21 protein-coding genes and 4 pseudogenes are annotated in these 20777 nt (G+C 71.3%); 10 read left to right on the forward strand and 15 right to left on the reverse strand.

Annotation, left to right across the window (positions count from 1 at the left end; all coding sequences use genetic code 11):
• The first annotated feature begins 34 nt into the window (after positions 1-34).
• Entirely contained in the window at positions 35-589 is a 555-nt protein-coding gene (locus tag NEH16_RS11255) for a peroxiredoxin (protein ID WP_164636257.1), read from the forward strand.
• An 11-nt stretch (positions 590-600) separates the two neighbouring features.
• Entirely contained in the window at positions 601-1134 is a 534-nt protein-coding gene (locus NEH16_RS11260) for an alkyl hydroperoxide reductase (RefSeq protein ID WP_073964208.1), read from the forward strand.
• Between the two features lie 78 nt (positions 1135-1212).
• Here the strand turns inward: NEH16_RS11260 and NEH16_RS11265 are convergent.
• The 4 genes and pseudogenes from NEH16_RS11265 to NEH16_RS11280 form a co-directional block, all read right to left on the reverse strand.
• Positions 1213-2592: pseudogene (locus NEH16_RS11265) on the reverse strand (hypothetical protein); the annotation flags it as partial.
• Positions 2593-2739: 147 nt separating this feature from the next.
• Positions 2740-3447: a transglycosylase SLT domain-containing protein gene (locus NEH16_RS11270; RefSeq protein WP_265541779.1), complete on the reverse strand. Its 708-nt coding sequence runs from the start codon at positions 3445-3447 to the stop codon at positions 2740-2742.
• A 388-nt stretch (positions 3448-3835) separates the two neighbouring features.
• Positions 3836-5158 (reverse strand): PhoH family protein, encoded by a 1323-nt coding sequence (locus NEH16_RS11275; protein ID WP_073964211.1) that lies wholly within the window; start codon positions 5156-5158, stop codon positions 3836-3838.
• 192 nt (positions 5159-5350) lie between these two features.
• A complete protein-coding gene (locus tag NEH16_RS11280; protein ID WP_018100938.1) occupies positions 5351-6112 on the reverse strand; it encodes an isoprenyl transferase in 762 nt (253 codons plus the stop codon).
• A gap of 200 nt (positions 6113-6312) precedes the next feature.
• Here NEH16_RS11280 and mgrA point away from each other — a divergent pair, with 200 nt between their 5' ends.
• Positions 6313-7353 carry an L-glyceraldehyde 3-phosphate reductase gene (gene mgrA / locus NEH16_RS11285; RefSeq protein WP_265541780.1) on the forward strand — a complete coding sequence of 347 codons (1041 nt, stop codon included), beginning with the start codon at positions 6313-6315 and terminating at the stop codon, positions 7351-7353.
• Positions 7354-7621: 268 nt separating this feature from the next.
• On the opposite strand, the gene NEH16_RS11290 is transcribed toward mgrA, so the two are convergent.
• The 4 genes and pseudogenes from NEH16_RS11290 to NEH16_RS11305 form a co-directional block, all read right to left on the reverse strand.
• Positions 7622-8119, reverse strand: a complete 498-nt coding sequence (locus NEH16_RS11290) for a hypothetical protein (protein WP_265541781.1) — start codon at positions 8117-8119, stop codon at positions 7622-7624.
• Positions 8120-8182: 63 nt separating this feature from the next.
• Complete coding sequence (locus tag NEH16_RS11295) at positions 8183-8641, reverse strand: hypothetical protein (RefSeq protein WP_073964213.1); 459 nt, start codon at positions 8639-8641, stop codon at positions 8183-8185.
• Between the two features lie 67 nt (positions 8642-8708).
• On the reverse strand, positions 8709-9500 hold the full coding sequence (locus NEH16_RS11300) for a class I SAM-dependent methyltransferase (protein WP_265541782.1): 792 nt from the start codon (positions 9498-9500) through the stop codon (positions 8709-8711).
• Between the two features lie 57 nt (positions 9501-9557).
• Positions 9558-9996 (reverse strand): annotated as a pseudogene (locus tag NEH16_RS11305) (HPP family protein).
• Between NEH16_RS11305 and NEH16_RS11310 the strand changes: the two are divergent.
• Positions 9896-10120: a hypothetical protein gene (locus tag NEH16_RS11310; protein WP_265547497.1), complete on the forward strand. Its 225-nt coding sequence runs from the start codon at positions 9896-9898 to the stop codon at positions 10118-10120. The pseudogene NEH16_RS11305 and the gene NEH16_RS11310 overlap by 101 nt on opposite strands.
• A gap of 110 nt (positions 10121-10230) precedes the next feature.
• Positions 10231-10809 (forward strand): CGNR zinc finger domain-containing protein, encoded by a 579-nt coding sequence (locus NEH16_RS11315; RefSeq protein ID WP_265541783.1) that lies wholly within the window; start codon positions 10231-10233, stop codon positions 10807-10809.
• Between the two features lie 11 nt (positions 10810-10820).
• Here the strand turns inward: NEH16_RS11315 and NEH16_RS11320 are convergent.
• Positions 10821-11617: pseudogene (locus tag NEH16_RS11320) on the reverse strand (prepilin peptidase).
• 90 nt (positions 11618-11707) lie between these two features.
• Between NEH16_RS11320 and NEH16_RS11325 the strand changes: the two are divergent.
• On the forward strand, positions 11708-12079 hold the full coding sequence (locus NEH16_RS11325; protein WP_242441951.1) for a DUF192 domain-containing protein: 372 nt from the start codon (positions 11708-11710) through the stop codon (positions 12077-12079).
• Between the two features lie 11 nt (positions 12080-12090).
• Here the strand turns inward: NEH16_RS11325 and NEH16_RS11330 are convergent, their stop codons facing one another.
• Positions 12091-12684, reverse strand: a complete 594-nt coding sequence (locus tag NEH16_RS11330) for a hypothetical protein (protein ID WP_073964219.1) — start codon at positions 12682-12684, stop codon at positions 12091-12093.
• Between the two features lie 195 nt (positions 12685-12879).
• On the opposite strand from NEH16_RS11330, the gene NEH16_RS11335 reads away from it, so the two are divergent.
• Positions 12880-13383 carry a DinB family protein gene (locus tag NEH16_RS11335; RefSeq protein WP_265541784.1) on the forward strand — a complete coding sequence of 168 codons (504 nt, stop codon included), beginning with the start codon at positions 12880-12882 and terminating at the stop codon, positions 13381-13383.
• On the opposite strand, the gene NEH16_RS11340 is transcribed toward NEH16_RS11335, so the two are convergent.
• Positions 13380-14339, reverse strand: a complete 960-nt coding sequence (locus NEH16_RS11340) for a YihY/virulence factor BrkB family protein (RefSeq protein ID WP_265541785.1) — start codon at positions 14337-14339, stop codon at positions 13380-13382. The genes NEH16_RS11335 and NEH16_RS11340 overlap by 4 nt on opposite strands.
• Before the next feature lie 123 nt (positions 14340-14462).
• Between NEH16_RS11340 and NEH16_RS11345 the strand changes: the two genes are divergently transcribed.
• The 3 genes and pseudogenes from NEH16_RS11345 to NEH16_RS11355 all read left to right on the forward strand — a co-directional run bounded on the left by NEH16_RS11345 (position 14463) and on the right by NEH16_RS11355 (position 18549).
• Positions 14463-14852: a hypothetical protein gene (locus tag NEH16_RS11345; RefSeq protein ID WP_265541786.1), complete on the forward strand. Its 390-nt coding sequence runs from the start codon at positions 14463-14465 to the stop codon at positions 14850-14852.
• 257 nt (positions 14853-15109) lie between these two features.
• Positions 15110-16752, forward strand: a pseudogene (locus NEH16_RS11350) (TlrC/CarA/OleB/SrmB family ABC-F type ribosomal protection protein).
• A gap of 132 nt (positions 16753-16884) precedes the next feature.
• Positions 16885-18549: an FG-GAP repeat domain-containing protein gene (locus tag NEH16_RS11355; protein ID WP_265541787.1), complete on the forward strand. Its 1665-nt coding sequence runs from the start codon at positions 16885-16887 to the stop codon at positions 18547-18549.
• Positions 18550-18595: 46 nt separating this feature from the next.
• On the opposite strand, the gene NEH16_RS11360 is transcribed toward NEH16_RS11355, so the two are convergent.
• The 4 genes from NEH16_RS11360 to NEH16_RS11375 all read right to left on the reverse strand — a co-directional run bounded on the left by NEH16_RS11360 (position 18596) and on the right by NEH16_RS11375 (position 20765).
• Entirely contained in the window at positions 18596-19228 is a 633-nt protein-coding gene (locus NEH16_RS11360; RefSeq protein WP_265541788.1) for an OmpA family protein, read from the reverse strand.
• Entirely contained in the window at positions 19225-19752 is a 528-nt protein-coding gene (locus tag NEH16_RS11365) for a hypothetical protein (RefSeq protein WP_265541789.1), read from the reverse strand. Before NEH16_RS11365 ends, NEH16_RS11360 begins: the two co-directional genes overlap by 4 nt.
• A gap of 108 nt (positions 19753-19860) precedes the next feature.
• Positions 19861-20520, reverse strand: a complete 660-nt coding sequence (locus tag NEH16_RS11370; protein WP_265541790.1) for a pilus assembly protein TadG-related protein — start codon at positions 20518-20520, stop codon at positions 19861-19863.
• Positions 20517-20765, reverse strand: a complete 249-nt coding sequence (locus NEH16_RS11375; RefSeq protein WP_374215665.1) for a hypothetical protein — start codon at positions 20763-20765, stop codon at positions 20517-20519. Before NEH16_RS11375 ends, NEH16_RS11370 begins: the two co-directional genes overlap by 4 nt.
• Between the last annotated feature and the right edge of the window lie 12 nt (positions 20766-20777).

The raw sequence follows: 20777 nt of genomic DNA on the forward strand, positions 1-20777 counted from the left end.
CAAAAGGGGAGAACCTACGCTGCAAGGAGAGCGCGTGCTCACTGTCGGTGACAAGTTCCCCGAGTTCGACCTGACCGCCTGTGTGTCGCTGGAGAGCGGCAAGGAGTTCGAGCAGATCAACCACAAGACCTACGAGGGTCAGTGGAAGGTCGTCTTCGCGTGGCCGAAGGACTTCACCTTCGTGTGCCCCACCGAGATCGCCGCCTTCGGGAAGCTGAACGACGAGTTCGCCGACCGTGACGCCCAGATCCTCGGCTTCTCCGGCGACTCCGAGTTCGTGCACCACGCCTGGCGCAAGGACCACCCGGACCTGACCGACCTGCCCTTCCCGATGATGGCCGACTCGAAGCACGAGCTCATGCGTGACCTCGGCATCGAGGGCGAGGACGGCTTCGCCCAGCGCGCCGTCTTCATCGTGGACCCGAACAACGAGATCCAGTTCACGATGGTGACCGCCGGTTCCGTGGGCCGTAACCCCAAGGAGGTCCTGCGGGTCCTCGACGCCCTGCAGACCGACGAGCTGTGCCCCTGCAACTGGACCAAGGGCGAGAACACCCTGGACCCGGTCGCGCTCCTCTCGGGCGAGTGAGCTGATACGACATGGCTCTCGATGAACTGAAGTCGGCCATACCGGACTTCGCCAAGGACCTGAAGCTGAACCTCGGCTCGGTCATCGGCAACAGCGAGCTCCCGCAGCAGCAGCTCTGGGGCACCGTCCTGGCCTGCGCGATCGCCTCGCGCTCGCCGAAGGTGCTGCGCGAGCTGGAGCCGGAGGCCAAGGCCAACCTCTCCGCGGAGGCGTACACCGCCGCGAAGTCGGCCGCCGCCATCATGGCGATGAACAACGTCTTCTACCGCACCCGCCACCTGCTCTCGGACCCCGAGTACGGGAACCTGCGCGCGGGTCTGCGGATGAACGTCATCGGCAAGCCGGGCGTGGAGAAGATCGACTTCGAGCTGTGGTCGCTCGCCGTCTCCGCGATCAACGGCTGCGGCCAGTGCCTCGACTCGCACGAGCAGGTGCTGCGCAAGGCCGGCGTGGACCGCGAGACCATCCAGGAAGCCGTCAAGATCGCCTCGGTGATCCAGGCCGTGGGTGTGACCCTCGACGCCGAGGCCGTACTCGCCGAGTAGGCGCCGTACCCTGAATACGAGAAGGGCCCCGAGGACGACCGACCGTCCGAGGGGCCCTTCTTCTGTGCGTACGCGCTACGAGGAGCCGTCCGGTGACGGCTCGTCCCCGTCCGGCTCCGGGTTCTCCGCCTTCTCCTTCTCGGGCGGGGTGCCGGAGGCCGGGGTCGGCGCCGCGTCCAGCGCGGTCGAGCCGTGCGGGGGCGGCGAGTGGCGGCGCGACTCCTCCTGCCCGTACGACCGCAGATAGCCGACCACCGTATTGGTCACCGCGACCAGCGGCACCGCCACCACCGCACCGCCGATCCCGGCGATCATGCCGCCCGCCGCGACCGAGAGCACCACCGCCAGCGGGTGCACCCGCACCGCCCGGCCGAGGATGAACGGCTGGAGGACATGGCCCTCGATCTGCTGCACGGCGAGGACCACGGCCAGCACCATCAGCGCGGTGAACACGCCCTCCGTGACGAGGGCGACGACCACCGCCAGCGCCCCGGAGACCACCGCGCCGACGAGCGGGATGAAGGCGAACAGGAAGATGAAGACGGCCAGCGGCACCGCCATCGGCACGTTGAGGAAGTAGATCCCGAGCCCGATGAAGATCGCGTCGATCAGCGCCACGATGACCGTGCCGCGCACATAGGCGGTCAGCGTCCGCCAGGCGCGCGGACCGGCCCCGGCGACCCCGGGCCGCGCCTGCGCGGGCACCAGCTTGAGCACCCACTGCCAGATGCGCGCGCCGTCGTAGAGCAGGAAGAGCGTCGAGAACATCGCGAGCAGCGCGCCGGTCATGAACTCCACGACCACGGTGACGCCCTGGAGGCCCGCGGTGGTGATCGCCTCGGTGTTGGTGCCGACGGTGTCGCTGAGGTTCTTGGCGATGTCGTTGATCTGTTTGTCGGTCACATGGAACGGGCTGTCCAGCAGCCAGTTCTTGAGGTCGTCGATCCCCTTCGTCACCTTGTCGGACAAGGTGTCGATGTTGTCCATGACCTGCCACACCACGAACCAGCCGACCAGGCCCATGATGACGAAGCCGGAGATCGCGGTGACGGCCGTCGCCAGGCCCCTCGGCAGCCCGTGGCGCCGCAGCCGGGCCACGGTCGGCTGGAGCAGCGCGGTGACGAGCAGCGCGGCGACGAAGGCCAGCACGACCAGCTGTACGGCGCTGATGACCCGCATCAGCACCCACAGGGTCCCCGCGAGCACCAGCAGCCGCCAGCCCGCCTCGGCCGCGACCCGCATCCCCCACGGGATCGCCGCGACCGGATCGGGCCGCGCGGCCACGGTGGGCGCGTAGGTGGGCGGGGCGGGCACCTGGTCGACGTGGGCGGGTTCGCCCTTTCCCGCCACCGCCGGGTCCGTGCCCCGAGCAGGGAGTCGTCGGCCTCCGTCTCGGCCCGTCGTTCGTCCAGGCGCTCGCTCAGCCTGCTCAGCTCGGCGCCCACTTGTCCGAGCCACCCCGGCAGTTTCGACATAACGCTTCCTCTACCCCCGTCCGCTCTCCCCACCGCTCCCCGGGAGCGTTCCGCACGACCGTACACGCGTGAAGCCCCTCACCGAAGGACGGTGAGGGGCTTCACGAGGTTGCGCAAGTGAACCCTGGTTCTAGTACCAGTGGTTGGCCTGCCAGAAGGACCAGGCACCGCAGGGGCTCTGGTAGCGGCCGTTCATGTAGCTGAGGCCCCACTTGATCTGGGTGGCCGGGTTGGTCATCCAGTCGGCGCCGGCCGAGGCCATCTTGGAGCCGGGGAGGGCCTGTACGAGACCGTAGGCACCCGAGCCCGGGTTGCTCGCCCGGTAGTTCCAGCTCGACTCGTGGTTCACGATGTTGCTGAAGCACTGGAACTGGTCGGCCGGCACGATCTGCCGCGCCATGGCCTGCACCTCGGCCACGGTGTACGAGCTCTGCACGGCGAACGAAGCGGTGGAGCGGACCTCGGAGCGGCTTGCGCGCTCCTGGGCTTCCTTCTTCTTCGCCTCGCGCTCGCGCTCCAGCCGGTCCTCGGCGGCCTGCTTCTTGGACTTCGCGTCCTTGGCGGCCTGCACGCGAGCGGTCTCTTCCGCGGACTTCTTCGCGGCGGCGTCGGCGGCGGACGCCTGGGCGTCGGCCTGCTGCGTCAGCGAAGCGGTCTGCACCTGGGCCTGCTGGCCCGCGGGGATGTCTGCGAGCAGCGTGGTGTCGGCTGCGGTCGCCTCGAAGTTGTTGTCGTCGGCAGCAGGGGTGCTGCCCGATGCAACGCCTACGACGGCGCCTACGGTGGTGACCGCGGTGGCGGATGCCACGGCGAACCCCCGGACCGAAATCCGGCTCACACGGTGTCCTTCCAGCATCGCCCGCTTAGGTGACCTCGCGGGCGCAATCGTGCCCTTGACACTGGCCTCCCTACTGCTTGGGTCACGGGAGGCACGGGCCCGGTGGGCGACTCCCCGGGGGAGCGCCGCGTGGTACTCGCGGGCGGCATACGGACGGCGGTTGTTGAGTTGTGTGGTGCGTGGCACCTCTGGAGGTGCCGGTGTGCCGTATGCGGGGCCTGACGGAAGCAAGACTCTGCCGGAACCGGACCGCGCGAAGCAATTCTCCGTTGCGTGTGAAAGGTCACACCCCGTTTGGCGGACCTGAATTACGGAAAAGACGCCGCAACACGGCGCCGCCCGGCTAGGCTGCTTGGCCCGCCGGGCGGCGTCAACGTCCCAACCCGTATCAGATCTGACCTTCCTCCAGCATTTCGGTCACCAGTGCGGCGATGCGGGAACGCTCCGAACGCGTGAGCGTCACATGGGCGAAGAGCGGGTGCCCCTTCAGCTTCTCGACCACGGCGACCACACCGTCGTAACGGCCGACCCTGAGGTTGTCCCGCTGGGCCACGTCATGCGTGAGAACGACCCGGGAATTCGTGCCGATCCTGGACAACACGGTCAGCAGGACGTTCCGTTCGAGCGACTGGGCCTCGTCGACGATCACGAAGGCGTCGTGCAGGGAACGGCCCCGGATGTGGGTGAGCGGCAGGATCTCCAGCATGCCGCGCCCCAGCACCTCTTCGATGACCTCGCGCCCGGAGACGGCCGAGAGGGTGTCGAAGACGGCCTGCGCCCAGGGGCTCATCTTCTCGGCCTCGCTGCCGGGGAGATAGCCGAGCTCCTGCCCGCCCACCGCGTACAGCGGACGGAAGACCATCACCTTCTTGTGCTGTCCCCTCTCCAGCACCGCTTCGAGCCCCGCGCAGAGCGCCAGCGCCGACTTGCCGGTGCCGGCCCGGCCGCCCAGCGAGACGATGCCCACCTCCTGGTCGAGCAGCAGGTCCAGGGCGATGCGCTGTTCGGCGCTGCGGCCGTGGATGCCGAACGCCTCCCGGTCGCCGCGGACGAGCCGCACGGTGCCCTCGGGCGTGACCCGGCCGAGCGCCTTGCCGCGTTCGGACTGGAGGACCAGGCCGGTGTGGACGGGCAGCTCGGCGGCCTCGGGGACGTACAGCGTCTCCTCGGCGAAGAGGAGGTCCACCTGGTCGGCGGCGAGGGGCAGTTCGGCCATGCCCGTCCAGCCGGAGTCGGTGATCGCCAGCTCCGCGCGGTACTCCTCGGCGAGGAGGCCGACCGATGACGCCTTGATGCGCAGCGGGAGGTCCTTGGAGACGACCGTGACGTCGTACCCCTCGGCCTGGAGGTTGCGCGCGACCGCCAGGATCCGTGAGTCGTTGTCCCCCAACCGGTAGCCGGCGGGCAGCACGCCGGGATCGGAGTGGTTGAGCTCGACGCGGAGCGTCCCGCCGAGGTCCCCGAGGGGGATCGGCGCGTCCAGCCGCCCGTAGCGGATCCGGAAGTCGTCCAGCAGGCGCAGGGCCTGCCGGGCGAAGTAGCCGAGCTCCGGATGGTGCCGTTTGGCCTCCAGTTCCGTGACCACGACGACGGGGAGCACGACCTCGTGCTCGTCGAATCGGGCCATGGCGTTCGGATCGGCCAGCAGGACGCTGGTGTCGAGAACGTAGGTGCGCCTGTCGGGCAGGCGGCGCTTTGTGCTGGTCACCACGGAAGGACGTACCCCCTCGGAAGAGGCCGGCGTGCGACGGCGGGCCGTCGCGGAGCATCCCGCTTGTCAGCGGCGCCCACCTGGCTGGTGACCGGGCGCCGGTCTGTCAGGGATATGCCCTCTTACCCGGTCGGCCATGCCGACCGGCCCACTTCCGGGGGACGGGGGCGCGGAACACGCGCCCCGGGCGCCTCAGCCCCCGTAGCGCCGGTGGCGGGCGGCGTAGTCGCGCAGGGCCCGCAGGAAGTCGACCCGGCGGAAGGCCGGCCAGAAGACCTCGCAGAAGTAGTACTCCGAGTGCGCGCTCTGCCAGAGCATGAAGCCGGAGAGGCGCTGCTCGCCGCTGGTGCGGATGACGAGGTCGGGGTCGGGCTGGCCGCGCGTGTAGAGGTGCTCGGAGATCAGGTCGGTGGAGACGATCTCGGCCAGGTCCTCGAAGGAGGTGCCCTTGGCGGAGTGGTCGAGGAGCAGGGAGCGCACGGCGTCGGCGATCTCCTGCCGGCCGCCGTAGCCCACGGCGACGTTGACGAGTATCCCGTCGACCCCGACGGTGGCCTGCTCGGCCTCCTTGAGGACGGTCTGGGTGTGGGCGGGCAGCAGGTCGAGCGTGCCGACGTGATGGACCCGCCAGCGGCCGTCCGCGGCCAGGCCGCGCACCGTGTTCTCGATGATGCCGAGGAGCGGGGTCAGCTCGGACTCGGGCCGGTCGAAGTTGTCGGTGGAGAGCAGCCAGAGCGTGACGACCTCGACGTCGGTCTCGCTGCACCAGCCCAGGAGCTCCTTGATCTTGTCGGCCCCGGCCTGGTGGCCCTCGGCCGCCGTGCCGCCGGACGCCTTCGCCCAGCGCCGGTTGCCGTCGAGGATGACGCCGATGTGCTTGGGCACCTGGGAGTGGTCGAGGCGGGCCTCCACCCGGCGCGCGTAGAGCCCGTACACCAGGTCGCGCAAGTTCACTGAGTCCACCTCTCGGTTCCGTGCGGGCCCGCCGGCCCCTTCGCCAGGGGTCCGGGGTCGTCCCCTGGGGATCGGATCGCCGCACTGGAAGGGGGCGGATCGCCCCGCCGTGTCATGGCAGTCCCGTCAGGCCACATTACTGCGCGGGCCCCGTGCCCACCCAACTCGGCCTGTCACAAGTCCGTGATAAAGAGATAATCGTGACTGATTCCTCTTCCCCCTATCAGGCCGCCGCATCCCGCTACGACTCCATGGAGTACCGCCGCAGCGGGCGCAGCGGTCTCAAGCTGCCGGCCGTCTCGCTCGGCCTGTGGCACAACTTCGGCGACGACCGGGCGCTCGGCTCCCAGCGGGCCATCCTGCGCCGCGCCTTCGACCTCGGTGTGACCCATTTCGACCTGGCCAACAACTACGGCCCGCCGGCCGGCTCGGCCGAGCTGAACTTCGGCAAGCTCTTCCGCCAGGACTTCGCCCCGTACCGGGACGAGCTGCTGATCTCCACCAAGGCGGGCTACGAGATGCACCCCGGGCCGTACGGGGAGTGGGGCTCGCGCAAGTACCTGCTGTCGTCGCTGGACGCCTCGCTGAAGCGGATGGGCCTGGACTACGTCGACATCTTCTACTCGCACCGCTTCGACCCGGAGACCCCGCTGGAGGAGACGATGGGGGCGCTGGCCTCCGCCGTACAGCAGGGCAAGGCGCTGTACGTGGGGGTGTCCTCGTACAACTCGGCGCAGACCGCCGAGGCGGCGCGGCTGCTGCGGGAGATGGGCGTCCCGGCCCTGATCCACCAGCCGTCCTACTCGATGATCAACCGCTGGACCGAGGAGGACGGGCTCCTGGACACGCTGGAGGCGGCCGGGATGGGCTGCATCTCCTTCGTGCCGCTGGCCCAGGGGCTGCTGACCGGGAAGTACCTGAACGGCATCCCGGAGGGCTCGCGGGCCACCCAGGGCAAGTCGCTCGACCCGGACCTGCTGTCGCAGGAGGTCGTGCGCCGGCTGAACGGGCTGAACGACATCGCGCGCCGCCGGGGCCAGTCGCTCGCCCAGCTGGCCCTGACGTGGGTGCTGCGCGACAGCCGGATGACGTCCGCGCTGATCGGCGCGTCGAGCGTGGGGCAGCTGGAGGAGAACGTCGCGGCGCTGGCGGGCCCGGAGCTGTCGGCCGAGGAGCTGAAGGAGATCGACGTCTTCGCCGTCGACACCGAGGGCACCAACATCTGGGCCGGGCGGGGCTGATCGCGTGCCCGGCCCGGCGCCGGGCACAAAAAACGGGCCGGTCCGTGGGGGGGTTACGGACCGGCCCGAGGGGGGTTTCCACCATAACCCTTCGTAAGTGATGCTGGGTGCCGCGGCGCGAAATAATTACTCTCCGAGAGTGAGAGGCTTCGCTCCGGTCACCGGCCGGCTCTTCCCGTACGTCTCTGACCTGCGAGGACACCGCCCGACCCCGGAGGGGCACCGGAAACACGCCCGAGACGTCCACAGGATGTCCACATTCCGCCCGTCAGTGGCCGCCGCGCGGCTTCACACAGCCCGTTCCCTCCATGTAGCGACCGTGCGCCTCGGCGTTGACGAGTCCGTTGACCACGCCGTCCAGCGAGCCGTCCACGCAGAGGGTGCCGAGGGTCACGGTGAAGGAGGTGCGGTGGGGACCGAAGGTGCCGGTGGTGACCGATCCGTCGGGGTAGCCGAGGGCGTGGAGCGCGTGGAAGACGGAGTCCTCGGTGGACTTCTGCCCCTCCGCGAGCGCGGCGAGCCCCCGCTTCACCCGCTTCACCTCCGCCTCGCCCCGGACGCGGTCCGCCTCGGACAGGTCGAGGGTGGACTGGAAGGCGTGGTTCTCGGCGTAGTGCGGGTTGGCGTCGCCGCCCTGCTCGACGCCCTGACCGGAGGCGGAGGGGGCCGGGGAGGCGGCGCCGCCGTCGCTTACCAGCTCCGTACCGCAGCCGGTGAGGGCTGAGGCGGTCAGGAGCAGGGCGGCCGTACGTCTCACGAAGGTCATGGGTACGAGTATGGGACGGCAACCCGGCCTGTGGTGGGGGAGTTGGCCACCGATGCCGTTCCGTCACGTCGCCGCCGCCGCGCCCCGGTGGCCCCGGGTGAAGCGGACGCCGACGGTGTCCCCGCCGACGACCACGAAGCGGCCCCCCTCGCAACGGATCACGGCCTCGTGGACCTCGCCCCGCTCGTCCCGGCGCTCGTCCGTACTCAGCACCGTCCAGCCGCCCTCCGGGGGCTGGGGCAGTCCGGCCAGCTCGGCGAACTCCCACTGGGCGGCGGGCACACACCAGTCGGGCAGCTGCGGCCAGGTGCCGGCGCCGACGTGCAGGGTGCCGTCGGAGGCGCAGGTCAGGCGGACCGACTGGCCGTCGTCCAGCACGAACGAGACGGCCTCCGGCTCGCCCATCCGGCCCTCGGGCCGGTAGAAGATCCCGAGGACGCGGACGATCCTGGCCCCCTTGAGCCACTCGGCGCCACCCCGGCGCGGGCCGTACGCGGCGTCCCCGTCGGTGCCGAGGTCCATGGCCAGCTCCTTCCCCGAGCGCTCGCGACCAGAGTGCCATTCTTCGGGCCGTGTGGGGGTGCCGGCCTCACACGGGTTTGCGGGCCTCGATCAGGAAGCGGGTGGTGTGGGCGACGAACGGGCCCTCGGTCTCCAGCTGGTGGTGCAGCGCGCGGAGTTGAGGCCGGTACGCCTCGACCGTGAAGCCGGGCACCATCCAGATCACCTTGCGCAGGAAGTACACGACGGCCCCGATGTCGAAGAACTCGGTGCGCAGCCGCTCCGCCCGCAGGTCCACGACGTCGAGCCCGGCCGCCTCGGCGTCGGCCCGCGCCCGCTCCGGGTCGCGCGCGCCGCGCACCTCCGGGGGCTGCGGCCCGAGGAAGTACTCGACGAGCTCGAAGACGCTGGCGGGGCCCACCTGTTGCGAGAAGTACGTCCCGCCGGGGGCCAGCACCCGGGCGATCTCCTCCCACCACGTGGTCACCGGATGCCGGCTGACCACCAGGTCGAACGCCCCGTCCCCGAACGGCAGCGGCGGCTCGTCCTCGTCCGCGACGACGGCCGCCCCACGCGGGTGCAGCAGGGCGGTGGCCCGGGCGATATTCGGCGCCCAGGACTCGGTGGCGACGACGAGCGGCGGCAACTCCGGCACGGAGGCCAGCACCTCACCCCCGCCCGTCTGCACATCGAGCGCGGCCCGCGCCCGCCCCATCCGCTCCCCCATGGCACGCGCATACCCCCAGGAGGGCCGCTGCTCGGTGGCCCTCCCGTCGAGCCAGGAGAAGTCCCAGCCGTCGACGGAGACGCTGTCGGCCTCGGCGACGAGAGCGTCGAACCGGGCCGCTTCACGGGAGGCGGTGTCGGGCGTTTCGGGCATGGGGCGATCATCCCAGCCGGAGGGGCCGCCCGCGACCGCATTACGGGCGGGTCCGGCTCACCACCAGTAGACGGGGTACGGCTGCCTGTTGACCCGGTTGCCGACCAGGCCGACCAGCACCAGGAGGACCGTCGCCGCGGCCAGCAGCGCGAGGAACGGGCCGGCGGAGGGGGCGGTCGCCGCCACGATCACGGCCGTCGCGGCGGCGGGTGAGTGGGCGACGCGGAGCAGCAGCATCGCGCCGAGCGCCAGGCCGCCCGCGATGCCGGAGGACCAGACGCCCTGGCCGAGGACGGCGAGGGACCAGGAAGCCGGTCAGGGCGGAGACGAGTTGGCCGCCGATCACGCTGCGGGGCTGCCCGAGAGGCGTCTGGGAGGCGCCCGCGATCAGCGCCATGCTGGCGGCCAGCGGCGGGATGAGCAGGACCTGGTGCGACCACTCCCCCACCGCCACCAGGAGGGTCAGGGCGAGCACGCTGCTCGCCGTGGCGACCACCGTGGTCAGCGCCTTCGGCCGGGGCGGCGCCTGTGTCGCGTGCCAGGGACGCGCGGGGGCGGGGACCTCGGCCGGGGGCCTGGTCTGCGTCATCGTGTCGGGTTCCCTTCGAGGCCGGCGCTAATGGCTTGCCCGTTAGCATCGATGAGGTGAATGTACCCGCAACCGCCGGATCGCGCGGTCGTTCGCGGAACCTGGAAGAATCCGCCTACGCGTGGGGCAGGGAGGGCCGCAATGACGACGCACGGCAAGGACACGCTCGAAATCCGCCCCCTTGAGCCCCTGGCGGTCGAGTTCACCAGCTCCTGGCATTACGAGGCGGGCGCCCTGATCGACGAGATCGGCACCCCGCACGGGCTGGCCCGCTGGGTCGACGCGTACCGCCCGCGCCTCGGCATGGACGCCAGCACCCCGGCGGAGTTGGGAGCCCCGGACGTCACGGCCGCGCTCGCCGTCCGCGAGGCCGTACGGGACCTGCTCGACGCCCTGGTCGACGGTGGGCGGCCGCCCGCCGCATCGCTCGACCTGGTGACCGAGCGGGCGCGGGGCGTCCAACGGGCCGCGGTCGGCTGGCCGGAGGCCGGGCCGCGGCTCGAATGGCCGGACGGGGTGCGGGTGATGGACATCGTGGGCGCCCAGGTCTGCGCCTCGGCGACCCGGCTGCTGACCTCACCGCGCCGCGGACTGCTGCGCCGCTGCCCGGCGCCCAGCTGCGTGCTGTTCTTCTCGGCCCTGCGCACCGGCCAGCAGTGGTGCAGCCCCGCCTGCGGGAACCGCGCCCGCGTGGCGCGGCACAGCGCCCGGACGCGCTGAGTCGCCCCTGCTCAGGCCGCCAGCCCGCCGAACAGCAGGCCCAGGAACGCCCCCGCGATCATGAACGGGCCGAACGGGATGCCCGTCCTGCGGCCCGCGCGGCGCAGCGCGACGAGCCCTGCCCCGTACACCGCGCCGAACAGGAAGCCCGCGAAGCCGCCCGCGAAGACGACCGGCCAGCCGTACCAGCCGAGGACCGTGCCCAGGGAGAGGGCCAGCTTGACGTCGCCGAAGCCCATGCCGCGCGGGTTGATGAGGAAGAGCAGGAAGTAGAAGGCGCCCAGGACGAGCCCGCCGAGGAGGGCGGAGAGCCAGGAGCCCGCGTGTTCCGGGAGCAGGGCCGCCAGGCCCAGGAGTACGGCGGCGGCTCCGGCGGCCGGCAGGGTCAGCCCGTCCGGCAGGCGGTGCACGCGGTGGTCGATGCTCGCGAGGAGCACGGCGGCCGGAGCGAGCAGCAGCCAGGCCGCCAGCTCGGGGCGCGTGCCGGTGGACCAGGCCAGGGCGGCGCAGGCGAGCGCGGTGACGGCGGGGGCGAGGCGGTGGGGGCGTAGCGGGGCGGAGGCGTGTCCTCGGGCGGTACGGCGACGGGCGCGCCCGTACGCACCTGCGCGACCGCCCCCTCCGCGCACCCGCCGCAGCGCGTCGCACCCAGCCAGGCGCGGGCGGGGCCGGTGAGCGGGTGGCCCGCCGGGCAGGCGTCCCGCCAGGGTTCGCCGGGCGGAACGGAGAACCGGTAGGCGGCGCGCGGGACCAGGAGCCCGGTCGCGGCGCCCCAGAGTGCGGCGACCCCTGTCAGCATGGCGTACACCCCAGCGATCCTAATCGGCGCGGCACGGGCGGGGGTTGGGCCTGTGGATTCGGGCCCGGCGGCGGTCCGGTCGCCGCTACCGTCGGGGCCATGGCTCGATGGCGCGATGGCACGGGGACGCTGACGATCACGGACCGGGACGGGGTGACCGAGATCCGGGTGCCGCTGCGGATCGCGGCCTCCTACCGGCACCGGGCGCGCGGGCTGCTCGGGCGGGACGGGGTCGACGGGGCACTGATGATCACACCGTGCGGGAGCGTGCACTCCTTCCGGATGCGGTTCACCATCGATGTGGCCTATCTGGACCGGAAGTTCAACGTGCTGGCGGTCCACACGATGAAGCCGGGCCGGCTCGGGCTGCCCCGGCCGCGCGGCCGGCACGTGATCGAGGCGGAGGCGGGCGCGATGTCGGCATGGGGGCTGCGGCCCGGCGTACAGGTCCGGATCGAGCAGGCTCCGTAGGCGTACACCGGCTATCTGCGCGCCACGTCGCTGCCGTAGACGACCCAGGGCGACTGCTGGAAGGAGTTCACGCCGGACAGCTGCGGCTGGGCGGCGGCCACTTCGGGCAGCAGCGCGAGCGTGTCCGGCCAGCAGTCGAAGTACACCGATCCCTTGACGATGAAGCCCGCCCAGTCGGTCGCCGCCGACGCGCCCTCGCGGTCGAGCACGAAGCCCACGCAGAGCAGCGAGGCCCGCCCTATCGCCTCGCGCACCGCGCGGACCACCCGTTCCTGCGCCTCGCGGGCCGCCGCGCCGAGGCCGAAGCGCAGCTCCACCGTGCCGTCGTCGCCCCGGCTGATCCCGGCCCGTATCTCCTCGCCGCCGGGCAGCCACAGCAGGAAGTCGACCCGGTCGAGCCGTTGCAGCCCGGCCAGCAGCACGAGTTGGTCCCGGCTCACCCAGGACTGCGTACCGGACGGGTCGGCTCCGGGGCTGATCAGGGTGATGCGCCGGGTCACCGGGTGGTCGGCCCGCACCCCCGCCGCCTCCAGGTCGCCGAGCAGCGACTCGGCGTCGGGGCGGCTCCAGCACAGGTGGTACGAGCAGAAGAAACCGTCACTCATCGGCGCGTCACCTCGGTACTCGCGGTGGCTGCCCGCCCCGCCCGCGACACCGCGCGGAGCGGCGGCGTGGGGGGCCGGCGGGTGGTCGGTACCCGAGCGTACGGGCAACCCCTGGTCCGGGGCGCGGGCCCGGGGTCCTCGCCGCACGGCATAAGCGGTGGACAACCCCGTCGCGCCCCGGGAAGCTGTGCGGCGATGACACGCACCGATACGCCTCCCGCTTGGGACGAGCGCACCCAGCTGACCACGTTCCTCGACTACACCCGCGCCACCGCGCTCGCCAAGTGCGAGGGGCTTTCGCAGGAGGACGCCGTGCGGGCGCCCCTGCCCGGCTCCCCGCTGATGACGATCGCGGGGGTGGTCAACCATCTGCGCTGGGTCGAGTACTACTGGTTCGAGGTCGTCCTCCTCGGCGGCGAGGACGAGGGGCCGTGGACGGACGAGGACCCGGACCGCGAGATGCGGATCGCCGTCGACATGCCGCTCGCCGACGTGCTGAAGGAGTACGAGGAGCAGTGCGCCCGCTACCGGGAGCTGGTCGCGGCCCACGACCTGGACACCCGGGCCGTGCGGAAGCGCTCGAACGGCCTGAGCCCCGATCTGCGCTGGATCCTGCTGCACCTCGTCGAGGAGACGGCCCGTCACAACGGCCACATCGACATCATCCGCGAGATCGTGGACGGGGTGACCGGGGACTAGTCGCGCCGGGCCCGGTCCAGCTCCACGTTGAACTGGGCCCCGGACAGCAGCGCCAGGTTGGTGAACCACACCCAGATCAGGAACACCACCAGCCCCGCCAGTGAGCCGTACAGCCGGCTGTAGGAGCCGATGTACGTGGCGTAAAGGGCGAATCCCGCCGACGCGGCCAGCCACAGCAGCGCCGCGAGCACCCCGCCGGGCACCGCCTGCCGGGCCCGGCGGGCCGGCTCGGGGCCGGTGCGGAAGAGGACCGTGATCAGCGCGGCGACCAGGCACAGCAGCACCGGCCACTTCAGCACCGACCACACCGCGTCCCCCACATGGGTCAGGCCGAGCCGGTGCCCGGCCCAGCGCGCGAGCGGCCCGGTGAGCACGAGGGCGAACGCGCTGGCCATCATCAGCAGGAGCAGACCGACCGCCCACGCCACGATGATGTGCGCCTGGCGCAGCGCCGGCCGGGTGTCGTGCACCCCGTGCATGGCGTGCAGCGCCCGCCGGAACACCGCGAGATAGCTGGACGCGGACCACAGCGCGCTGACGGACCCGGTCGCGACGAGCAGCCAGACGGCGGTGCGCTGCTGGGTGGCGGCCTCCAGCGGCTCGCGCAGCGCGGCCGCGGCCTCGGCGGGTGCGAAGGCGGTGATGTCGGCGATCAGCGCACCGGTGGCGCCGGGGCTGGCGAGTCCGATGACGGACACGGTCACCAGGAGCGCGGGCAGCAGCGCGAGGATCGCGTAGTACGTCAGGGCCGCGGCCCAGTCCGATATGTCGTCGTTCCACAGCGAGACGGGCGTGCGGCGCAGCGCGAGCGGCCAGCGCCGGGCCCTGCCGGGGGTGGGACCGGGGGCGGTCCGCGGGGTTCTGCGCGGGTGGGCGGGGCCCCGGCGGCGGTGCCGCTGGACTGACTGGACACGGTTGCGGCTCCGGGGACGTGAGCGGTGTGGACGGGGCGGCATCGGGGTACGGGGAGGCGCCCCCGCCTCTCCTCTTCTGCTCACGTTCCCGCCCGGTACACCCGGTTCCGCACCGCCGGGGGCCGCCGGCCTCCCGTTGTCGGACCCGGCTCGTACGCTCTCCCCATGAGCGTCTCCCTCTACTACACCGCGCGCCGCGCGACCCCGCTGACCGGGTCCGAGTCGGCCGCCGTCACCCGCATCGCCAGCGCCCGCCAGGCGTCGTTCCCGTACGAGGACGAGGAGAGCCTGTACGTGTACGACCCCCGGGCGGCGGAGCCGGGGACCGTCCTCGACGGCTCCACCAAGATGCCGTTCGACCCCGGCCGGCTGCTGCCGGTGGTCGCCCATGTGCTGGACTCGGTCACGGAGCTGCGCCGGGCGCTGCCGGACGCCGACTGGCGGGTGCACATGGACGACCTGGACGTCGAGTGGGACGAGGCCAAGGGGTACGAGCTGCCCGGCATGCGCGATCCGGACCTGATAGCGGAGCTTGCGGCGGAAAGTGATCGTTGAGCGACTGAAAATCGCTTGCCGACGTCCCCGCCCCCGCCTACCTTGGTGCGCATGGGTTCTCTGTGATATTCCCCCTGCGCCTGCGTTGAGCTCGGCTCCGTAGTGGCGCATTCTCCCGCGCATCCGCTTTTCCACGCCTTCGCACCTCCGTGACGCCTGCCTTTCCGGCACGCGGCCCGCGGTGTGCCGTCGGCGTGCGCGGACGCGCCCCGACCACCGCGCGCCGATCGGCACGGGCCGAGAATCAGGGGCTTTTCATGCACACCGGACAACTCACACTTCAGAACGTCACCCGCCGCTACGACGACCGCGTCGTGCTGGACGACGTCACCTTCACCGTCAGGCCCGGCGAGCGGGCCGGCATCATCGGCGACAACGGCGCCGGCAAGTCCACGCTGCTCCGGCTGATCGCCGGGCTCGACCGGCCCGACAACGGCGAGCTGACCGTCGTCGCGCCCGGCGGCTCGGGCTACCTCGCCCAGGCGCTCGCCCTGCCGGCCGGGGCCACCGTCCAGGACGCGGTGGACGCGGCGCTGGCCGGGCTGCGGGAGCTGGAGGCCCGGATGCGCCGGGCCGAGGCCGGGCTCGCGGGCCTGGCCGGCGCGGAGCTGACCGCCGCGCTGGAGGCGTACGCGGAGCTGGTCGCGCGGTACGAGGCGCGGGCCGGTTACGAGGCCGACGCGCGGGTGGACATCGCCCTGCACGGTCTCGGGCTGCCCGGCCTGGACCGGGACCGGCCGCTGTCCACGCTGTCGGGCGGCGAGCGGTCGCGGCTGGCGCTGGCGGGGACGCTGGCCTCCCGGCCGGAGCTGCTGCTGCTCGACGAGCCGACCAACGACCTGGACGACCGGGCGGTGGACTGGCTGGAGAACCACCTGCGGGCGCACCGGGGCACCGTGCTCGCGGTGACGCACGACCGGGTGTTCCTGGAACGGGTCACCACGACGATCCTGGAGGTCGGCGAGGGCCGGGTGACCCGGTACGGGGACGGCTACGAGGGCTACCTCGCCGCGAAGGCCGCCGACCGCCGGCGCCGGCTGCGGGAGTACGCGGAGTGGTGCGAGGAACTGGCCCGCAACCGCGAGCTGGCCGCGTCCAACGTGGCCCGGCTGGAAGCGATCCCGCGCAAGGTGCCGCTCAGCGTGTTCGGGCACGGCGGGTTCCGGGCGCGGGGCGGGGGCACGGGGCGATGGTCCGCATCCGCAACGCGAAGGAGCGCGTCGAGCGGCTGACGGAGCGGCCGGTCGCGCCGCCGCCCGATCCGCTGGTGTTCGCCGCCCGGGTGACCACCGCCGGGGCGTCCGCTCCCCCGGTCGCGGCGGAGCTGGCCGGGGTCCGTGTCGGCCACCGCCTCTCCGTGCCCGCGCTGCGGATCGGGGGCACGGAGAGGCTGCTGGTCACGGGGGCGAACGGGGCCGGCAAGTCGACGCTCATGCGGGTGCTCGCGGGTGAGCTGCGGCCGGACGCGGGGACCGTGCGGACGTGGGGGCGGGTCGGGCATCTGCGCCAGGAGGAGACGCCGTGGCCGGCCGGTCTGACGCTCCCGGAGGCTTACGCGTACGGCCGCGGCGGCGATCTCGACGCGCACACGGAACACCTGCTGTCGCTGGGCCTGTTCGGCCCGGCGGACCTGCGCCTCCGGGTGGGCGAGCTGTCCTACGGGCAGCGGCGCCGGATCGAACTGGCCCGGCTGGTCGGCGATCCCGTCGATCTGCTGCTGCTCGACGAGCCGACGAACCACCTCTCACCGGCGCTGGTGGAGGAGCTGGAGGGGGCCTTGGCCGGGTTCGGGGGCGCGGTGGTCGTGGTCACGCACGACCGGCGGCTGCGAGACCGCTTCCGTGGCCGGAGGCTGGAACTGGACGGGGGACGGGTGGTGGAACGTGCGGAAGCGGCATGATTGGCCGATAAACCACTGATTCGATGGCTGAAACCGGCCCCCTCCATAGGGGGCCGGCGCCGGTCATATGAACACCAGCCGACTTATGGACAGCTGGCTCACAACTGGCTCATAGACGACCCCTGGGGGGCTTTGCATCTGTCCGCACTGAAATCCGGCCGCACCGGCCGCGCGCGCTCGAAGCGCGCGAGCCGGGTCGCGGCCTGCACCGCGCTCGTCCTCTCCGCCGGCATGCTGCTGGCGGCTCCGGCCTCGGCCGACGACGCGAAGGGCGCCGAGGCGCCGAAGGCCGTGGGCTCGACGCCGCGCATGGACATCACCGGCGACGGCAAGAGCGACATCCTCTACCAGACGCGGGAGGGGTACCTGTTCCAGTCGGTGGGTGGGACGGTGGCCGACTACCCCGTCGGGTTCCACGACCCCAAGGACGAGCGGATCGTCTTCAAGGACATCATCGCCCCGGGTGACCTGCAGGGCGACGGCATGCCCGAGCTCCTCACCCTGACGGCGTCCGGCACGCTCACCCTGCACCCGATGGTGGGCATGGACCCGACGGGAGGCACTCCCACCTGGTCCGGTACGGGCTGGCAGAAGTACAACAAGATCGTCGCGCCGGGCGACCTGACGGGCGACGGTCACAACGACCTGATCGCGCGCACGCCCGCCGGTGACGTCTACCTCTACGTCTCCACCGGGCGCATCGAGGGCCAGCCCTTCGAGCCCGCCGTCAAGGTGGCCTCCGGCTGGAACGCGTACGACCAGATCGTCGGCCTGAACGACTCGACCGGCGACGGGATCGGCGATGTCGTCACCCGGACGCCCTCCGGTGACCTGTACTTCCACATGGGCACCGGAGACGCGTCGAAGCCCTTCAAGGCGGCGTCCAAGATCGGCTACGGGTTCGACACGTACAACCAGCTCGTGGGTGTCGACGACATCAACGGGGACGGCTACGGCGACCTCATGGGCCGCACGCCGAACGGTGACACGTACCTCTACCGCTTCTCGGGCTACGGCCACTACCGGGCGCGTATCCACGGCACCTTCGGGTGGCAGAAGGCGGCCATGTTCGTCGGGGCGGGCGGCAACCCGGACTTCGGCAAGCGCAGCCTCATGGGGGTCACCTCGGAGGGCTCCGGGTATGTGTACGACTCCAAGAACAACGGCCAGTTCTTCCCCCGCGAGAGCCGGTTCGCCTTCCCCGAGGGCTGGGTGCGGGTGGCCTCGTCGCTCGGCGACGACGGGCGGGCGGACAACCTCTGGGTGCGCGATGGCGTGCTGTACGGCGCGAGTGGGCGGATCAGCGCCGGCTGGGACATCTACAACGACCTCATCGGCCCCGGCGACCTGAGCGGTGACGGCGCGGGCGACGTGCTCGCGCGCGACGCCAAGGGCGACCTGTACCTGTACCAGGGCAAGGACCAGGGCAAGGCGCTCGCGGCGAAGATCAAGGTGGGCTACGGCTACGGCTCGTACCGCCACATCGTCGGCGCCGGTGACCTCACGGGTGACGGGCGGGCGGATGTGGTGGCCATCGCCAATGACGGCACGCTGTATCTGTACGAGGGTACGGGAAACGCGTCCGCGCCGCTGAAGGCGCGCGTCAAGATCGGTTCCGGCTTCGACATCTACAACAAGTTCGCCGCGGTGGGTGACCTCAACGGGGACGGCAGGACCGACCTGGTCGGGGTCAACGGATACGGCGACCTGTACCGGTACACGTCGACGGGGACCGGCAAGGTCAACAAGCGGGTGCGGATCGGGTACGGCTTCAACGTCTACACGGCCCTGCGCTGATCCCCCGTGCGGCGGCGGCCCTTGTGCCGCCGCCGCACGGTGCGGGTCAGCTCTGCGAGCCGGTCTCGGTCTCGCCGCGCTGGAAGGAGACCTCCACGCGGCGGTTCTTCCGGCGGCCGTCCTCGTCGTCGTTGCTGGCGATGGGGTAGTCCTCGCCGTAGCCGCGGATCTCGAAGGTGATCCCGGAGCCGCCGAGCGCCTCGTCCAGCACGTTGTGGACGGCCTCGGCGCGCTTCTTGGACAGCACGTCGCCGTGCTCGGAGGATCCGAGGTCGTCGGTGAACCCGAAGACCCTGACCTTCTTGGCGTCCTGCCGCTTGATCTCCTCGGCGATGGCGTTGATCCGCCCCTTGGCCTCACCGCTGAGCTTGGCGCTGTCCTTGCCGAAGAGCACTTCCGCCTGGAGGGCGAACTTGATGTCGGCGTTGGTGTCCTCACGACGCTCCTCGCCGCCGAGGTCCTCGATGACGGACTTGATGTCGAGGACTTTGGGCGCGGCGAGGGTGGCGCCTTCGGGGAGCTTCAGGTCGGTGTCGTGGGGGTCGATCTCGACGGGGGGTTCGGCGGACGCGGAGGGGTAGGGACTGTCACCGGCAACCGCGTGCGGGGCCACGGCCCCGACGACCCCGAGGGCGACCGCCCCGGCGAGGAGGGTTGTGGTGACGCGGCGGGGGGTCATCCGGAGATCTCGATCGTCGCCGAGCTGAAGCCCGGGAACTGAACGCTCACCTCGGAGGTCGTCGGAGCGGGTGCCGGGAACTGGGCGAAGAAGGGCAGACTCGCGCCCGCGTCGATGCCGGAGTCGTAGTTCGTCGTGGTCAGCGGACGGTCGTTGGTGTCCCGGAGCACGTAATAGCGCTTCTTCGCCTGGGAGTCCACCAGCGTCATCGCCGCCAGGGAGGGGCCCGTAGCGACGACCGCCTCTTCCTTGCCGCTCCACTCGACCGGCGTGACCACGCGGCTGCCGGAAGTGTTCTTCAGCTCGCCCGTCAGCGTGAGGAAGCCGCCCTGGTCACGTTGGGCGGTGTGGATCACCATGTCGATGCCCATGGCGCCCTTGACGGTCGCCAGAACCTTGCTGGTGTCCGCATCCGTCTCACCCTGTCCGGCCGGCTTCTTCTCTCCGGCCTCGGACGCCGCGGACGAGCTCGAAGGGGCCTTGTTCCCCGCGTCGGCCTTGTCGTCCCCGCCGCAAGCGGCCACGGAAAGTGTCAACGTCCCGATCAGCAATGCTGCGGCACCGGTTCGGCGCATGCTTCTCACGTACCGAATACTCATTGCTCCAGTTCCTTTGCGTTCACTCGCGATCGGTCAGTTTTCGGCCAGATGGACGGAAAAGAAATCGGCCATGTCGGGCATGGGTTCCGTTCCTTCGGGATCAATCCCCCATTCCAAGCCACCGTCACAGCGAACCTTGCCGATCGGCTTATCCGGCGTATCCGGCGCGTCCGGGTCCGGGGTCGGGCTGGGGTCGGGGCTGGGATCTTCGTCCGGGTCACTGCCCGGGTCCGGAATGAACGTGCAGCGCGGTTCGACGACGGCCACGGCCACGGCTGTCGCCTTCTTTCCCGCGCTGCCCGGAATGACGTTCGTGCTCATGCCCTTGTCGGACCTCAGGCTGACCTCATAGCCCCACCTGCCGTCGGCCAGTGGCCGGCACCGAACCTCGCTCGCCCTGTTCCGTGCGGCGAAGTCCGCTGCCTTCCCGCAGGCGTCTCCGGTCACTCCGACGAAGGCGGCGTTGAACACGGAGTCCAGGTAGTCGGGGTCCGTGAGGTGAGCCTCCAGATCCGGAGCGAGCAGGCCGCGCGATTCCTTGGCCGCCGCCAGCGCCGCGGCATCGGCCGCGCTCTGCGCACCATTGCGCTGGATGTCGGCTTCGCCGAAAGCCAGGAAGATCAACGCGACGAAGAGCAGGCCGGTCACCGCTGCGATGTACAGCGGCGTGGCCTGCCCCGACTCGCGCTTCACCCCTTCGATCCCCCGCCGGAACCGCCGTTGAGAACGGAGTCGATCTTCGCCTTGAACTTCGTGGCGATCGTCGTACCCAGGTTCGTGCTCATCAGCGCGATCACGATCGCGACCACGAGGATGGTGATGCCGACATACTCGATCGCACCCTGCCCCTTGTCGCTGCGGCGCTTGACCGCCTCCATGACGGTGTTCTTCCAGCCGTTGACGTACGTCCGCGTGGTGACAACAGCCTGCAGCATCATGTCCGTCATGGT

The organism is Streptomyces drozdowiczii, from assembly GCF_026167665.1.
In the GTDB taxonomy this organism is placed as follows: Bacteria; Actinomycetota; Actinomycetes; order Streptomycetales; family Streptomycetaceae; genus Streptomyces; species Streptomyces drozdowiczii_A.

Coding starts and splice junctions, on each gene's coding strand:
- NEH16_RS11325 (WP_242441951.1), top strand. CDS start 11,708: ATGGCTCGATGGCGCGATGGCACGGGGACGCTGACGATCACGGACCGG.
- NEH16_RS11360 (WP_265541788.1), bottom strand. CDS start 19,228: ATGACCCCCCGCCGCGTCACCACAACCCTCCTCGCCGGGGCGGTCGCC.
- NEH16_RS11335 (WP_265541784.1), top strand. CDS start 12,880: ATGACACGCACCGATACGCCTCCCGCTTGGGACGAGCGCACCCAGCTG.
- NEH16_RS11310 (WP_265547497.1), top strand. CDS start 9,896: ATGCTGGCGGCCAGCGGCGGGATGAGCAGGACCTGGTGCGACCACTCC.
- NEH16_RS11345 (WP_265541786.1), top strand. CDS start 14,463: ATGAGCGTCTCCCTCTACTACACCGCGCGCCGCGCGACCCCGCTGACC.
- NEH16_RS11315 (WP_265541783.1), top strand. CDS start 10,231: ATGACGACGCACGGCAAGGACACGCTCGAAATCCGCCCCCTTGAGCCC.
- NEH16_RS11330 (WP_073964219.1), bottom strand. CDS start 12,684: ATGAGTGACGGTTTCTTCTGCTCGTACCACCTGTGCTGGAGCCGCCCC.
- NEH16_RS11340 (WP_265541785.1), bottom strand. CDS start 14,339: ATGCCGCCCCGTCCACACCGCTCACGTCCCCGGAGCCGCAACCGTGTC.
- NEH16_RS11375 (WP_374215665.1), bottom strand. CDS start 20,765: ATGATGCTGCAGGCTGTTGTCACCACGCGGACGTACGTCAACGGCTGG.
- NEH16_RS11295 (WP_073964213.1), bottom strand. CDS start 8,641: ATGGACCTCGGCACCGACGGGGACGCCGCGTACGGCCCGCGCCGGGGT.
- NEH16_RS11300 (WP_265541782.1), bottom strand. CDS start 9,500: ATGCCCGAAACGCCCGACACCGCCTCCCGTGAAGCGGCCCGGTTCGAC.
- NEH16_RS11260 (WP_073964208.1), top strand. CDS start 601: ATGGCTCTCGATGAACTGAAGTCGGCCATACCGGACTTCGCCAAGGAC.
- NEH16_RS11290 (WP_265541781.1), bottom strand. CDS start 8,119: ATGACCTTCGTGAGACGTACGGCCGCCCTGCTCCTGACCGCCTCAGCC.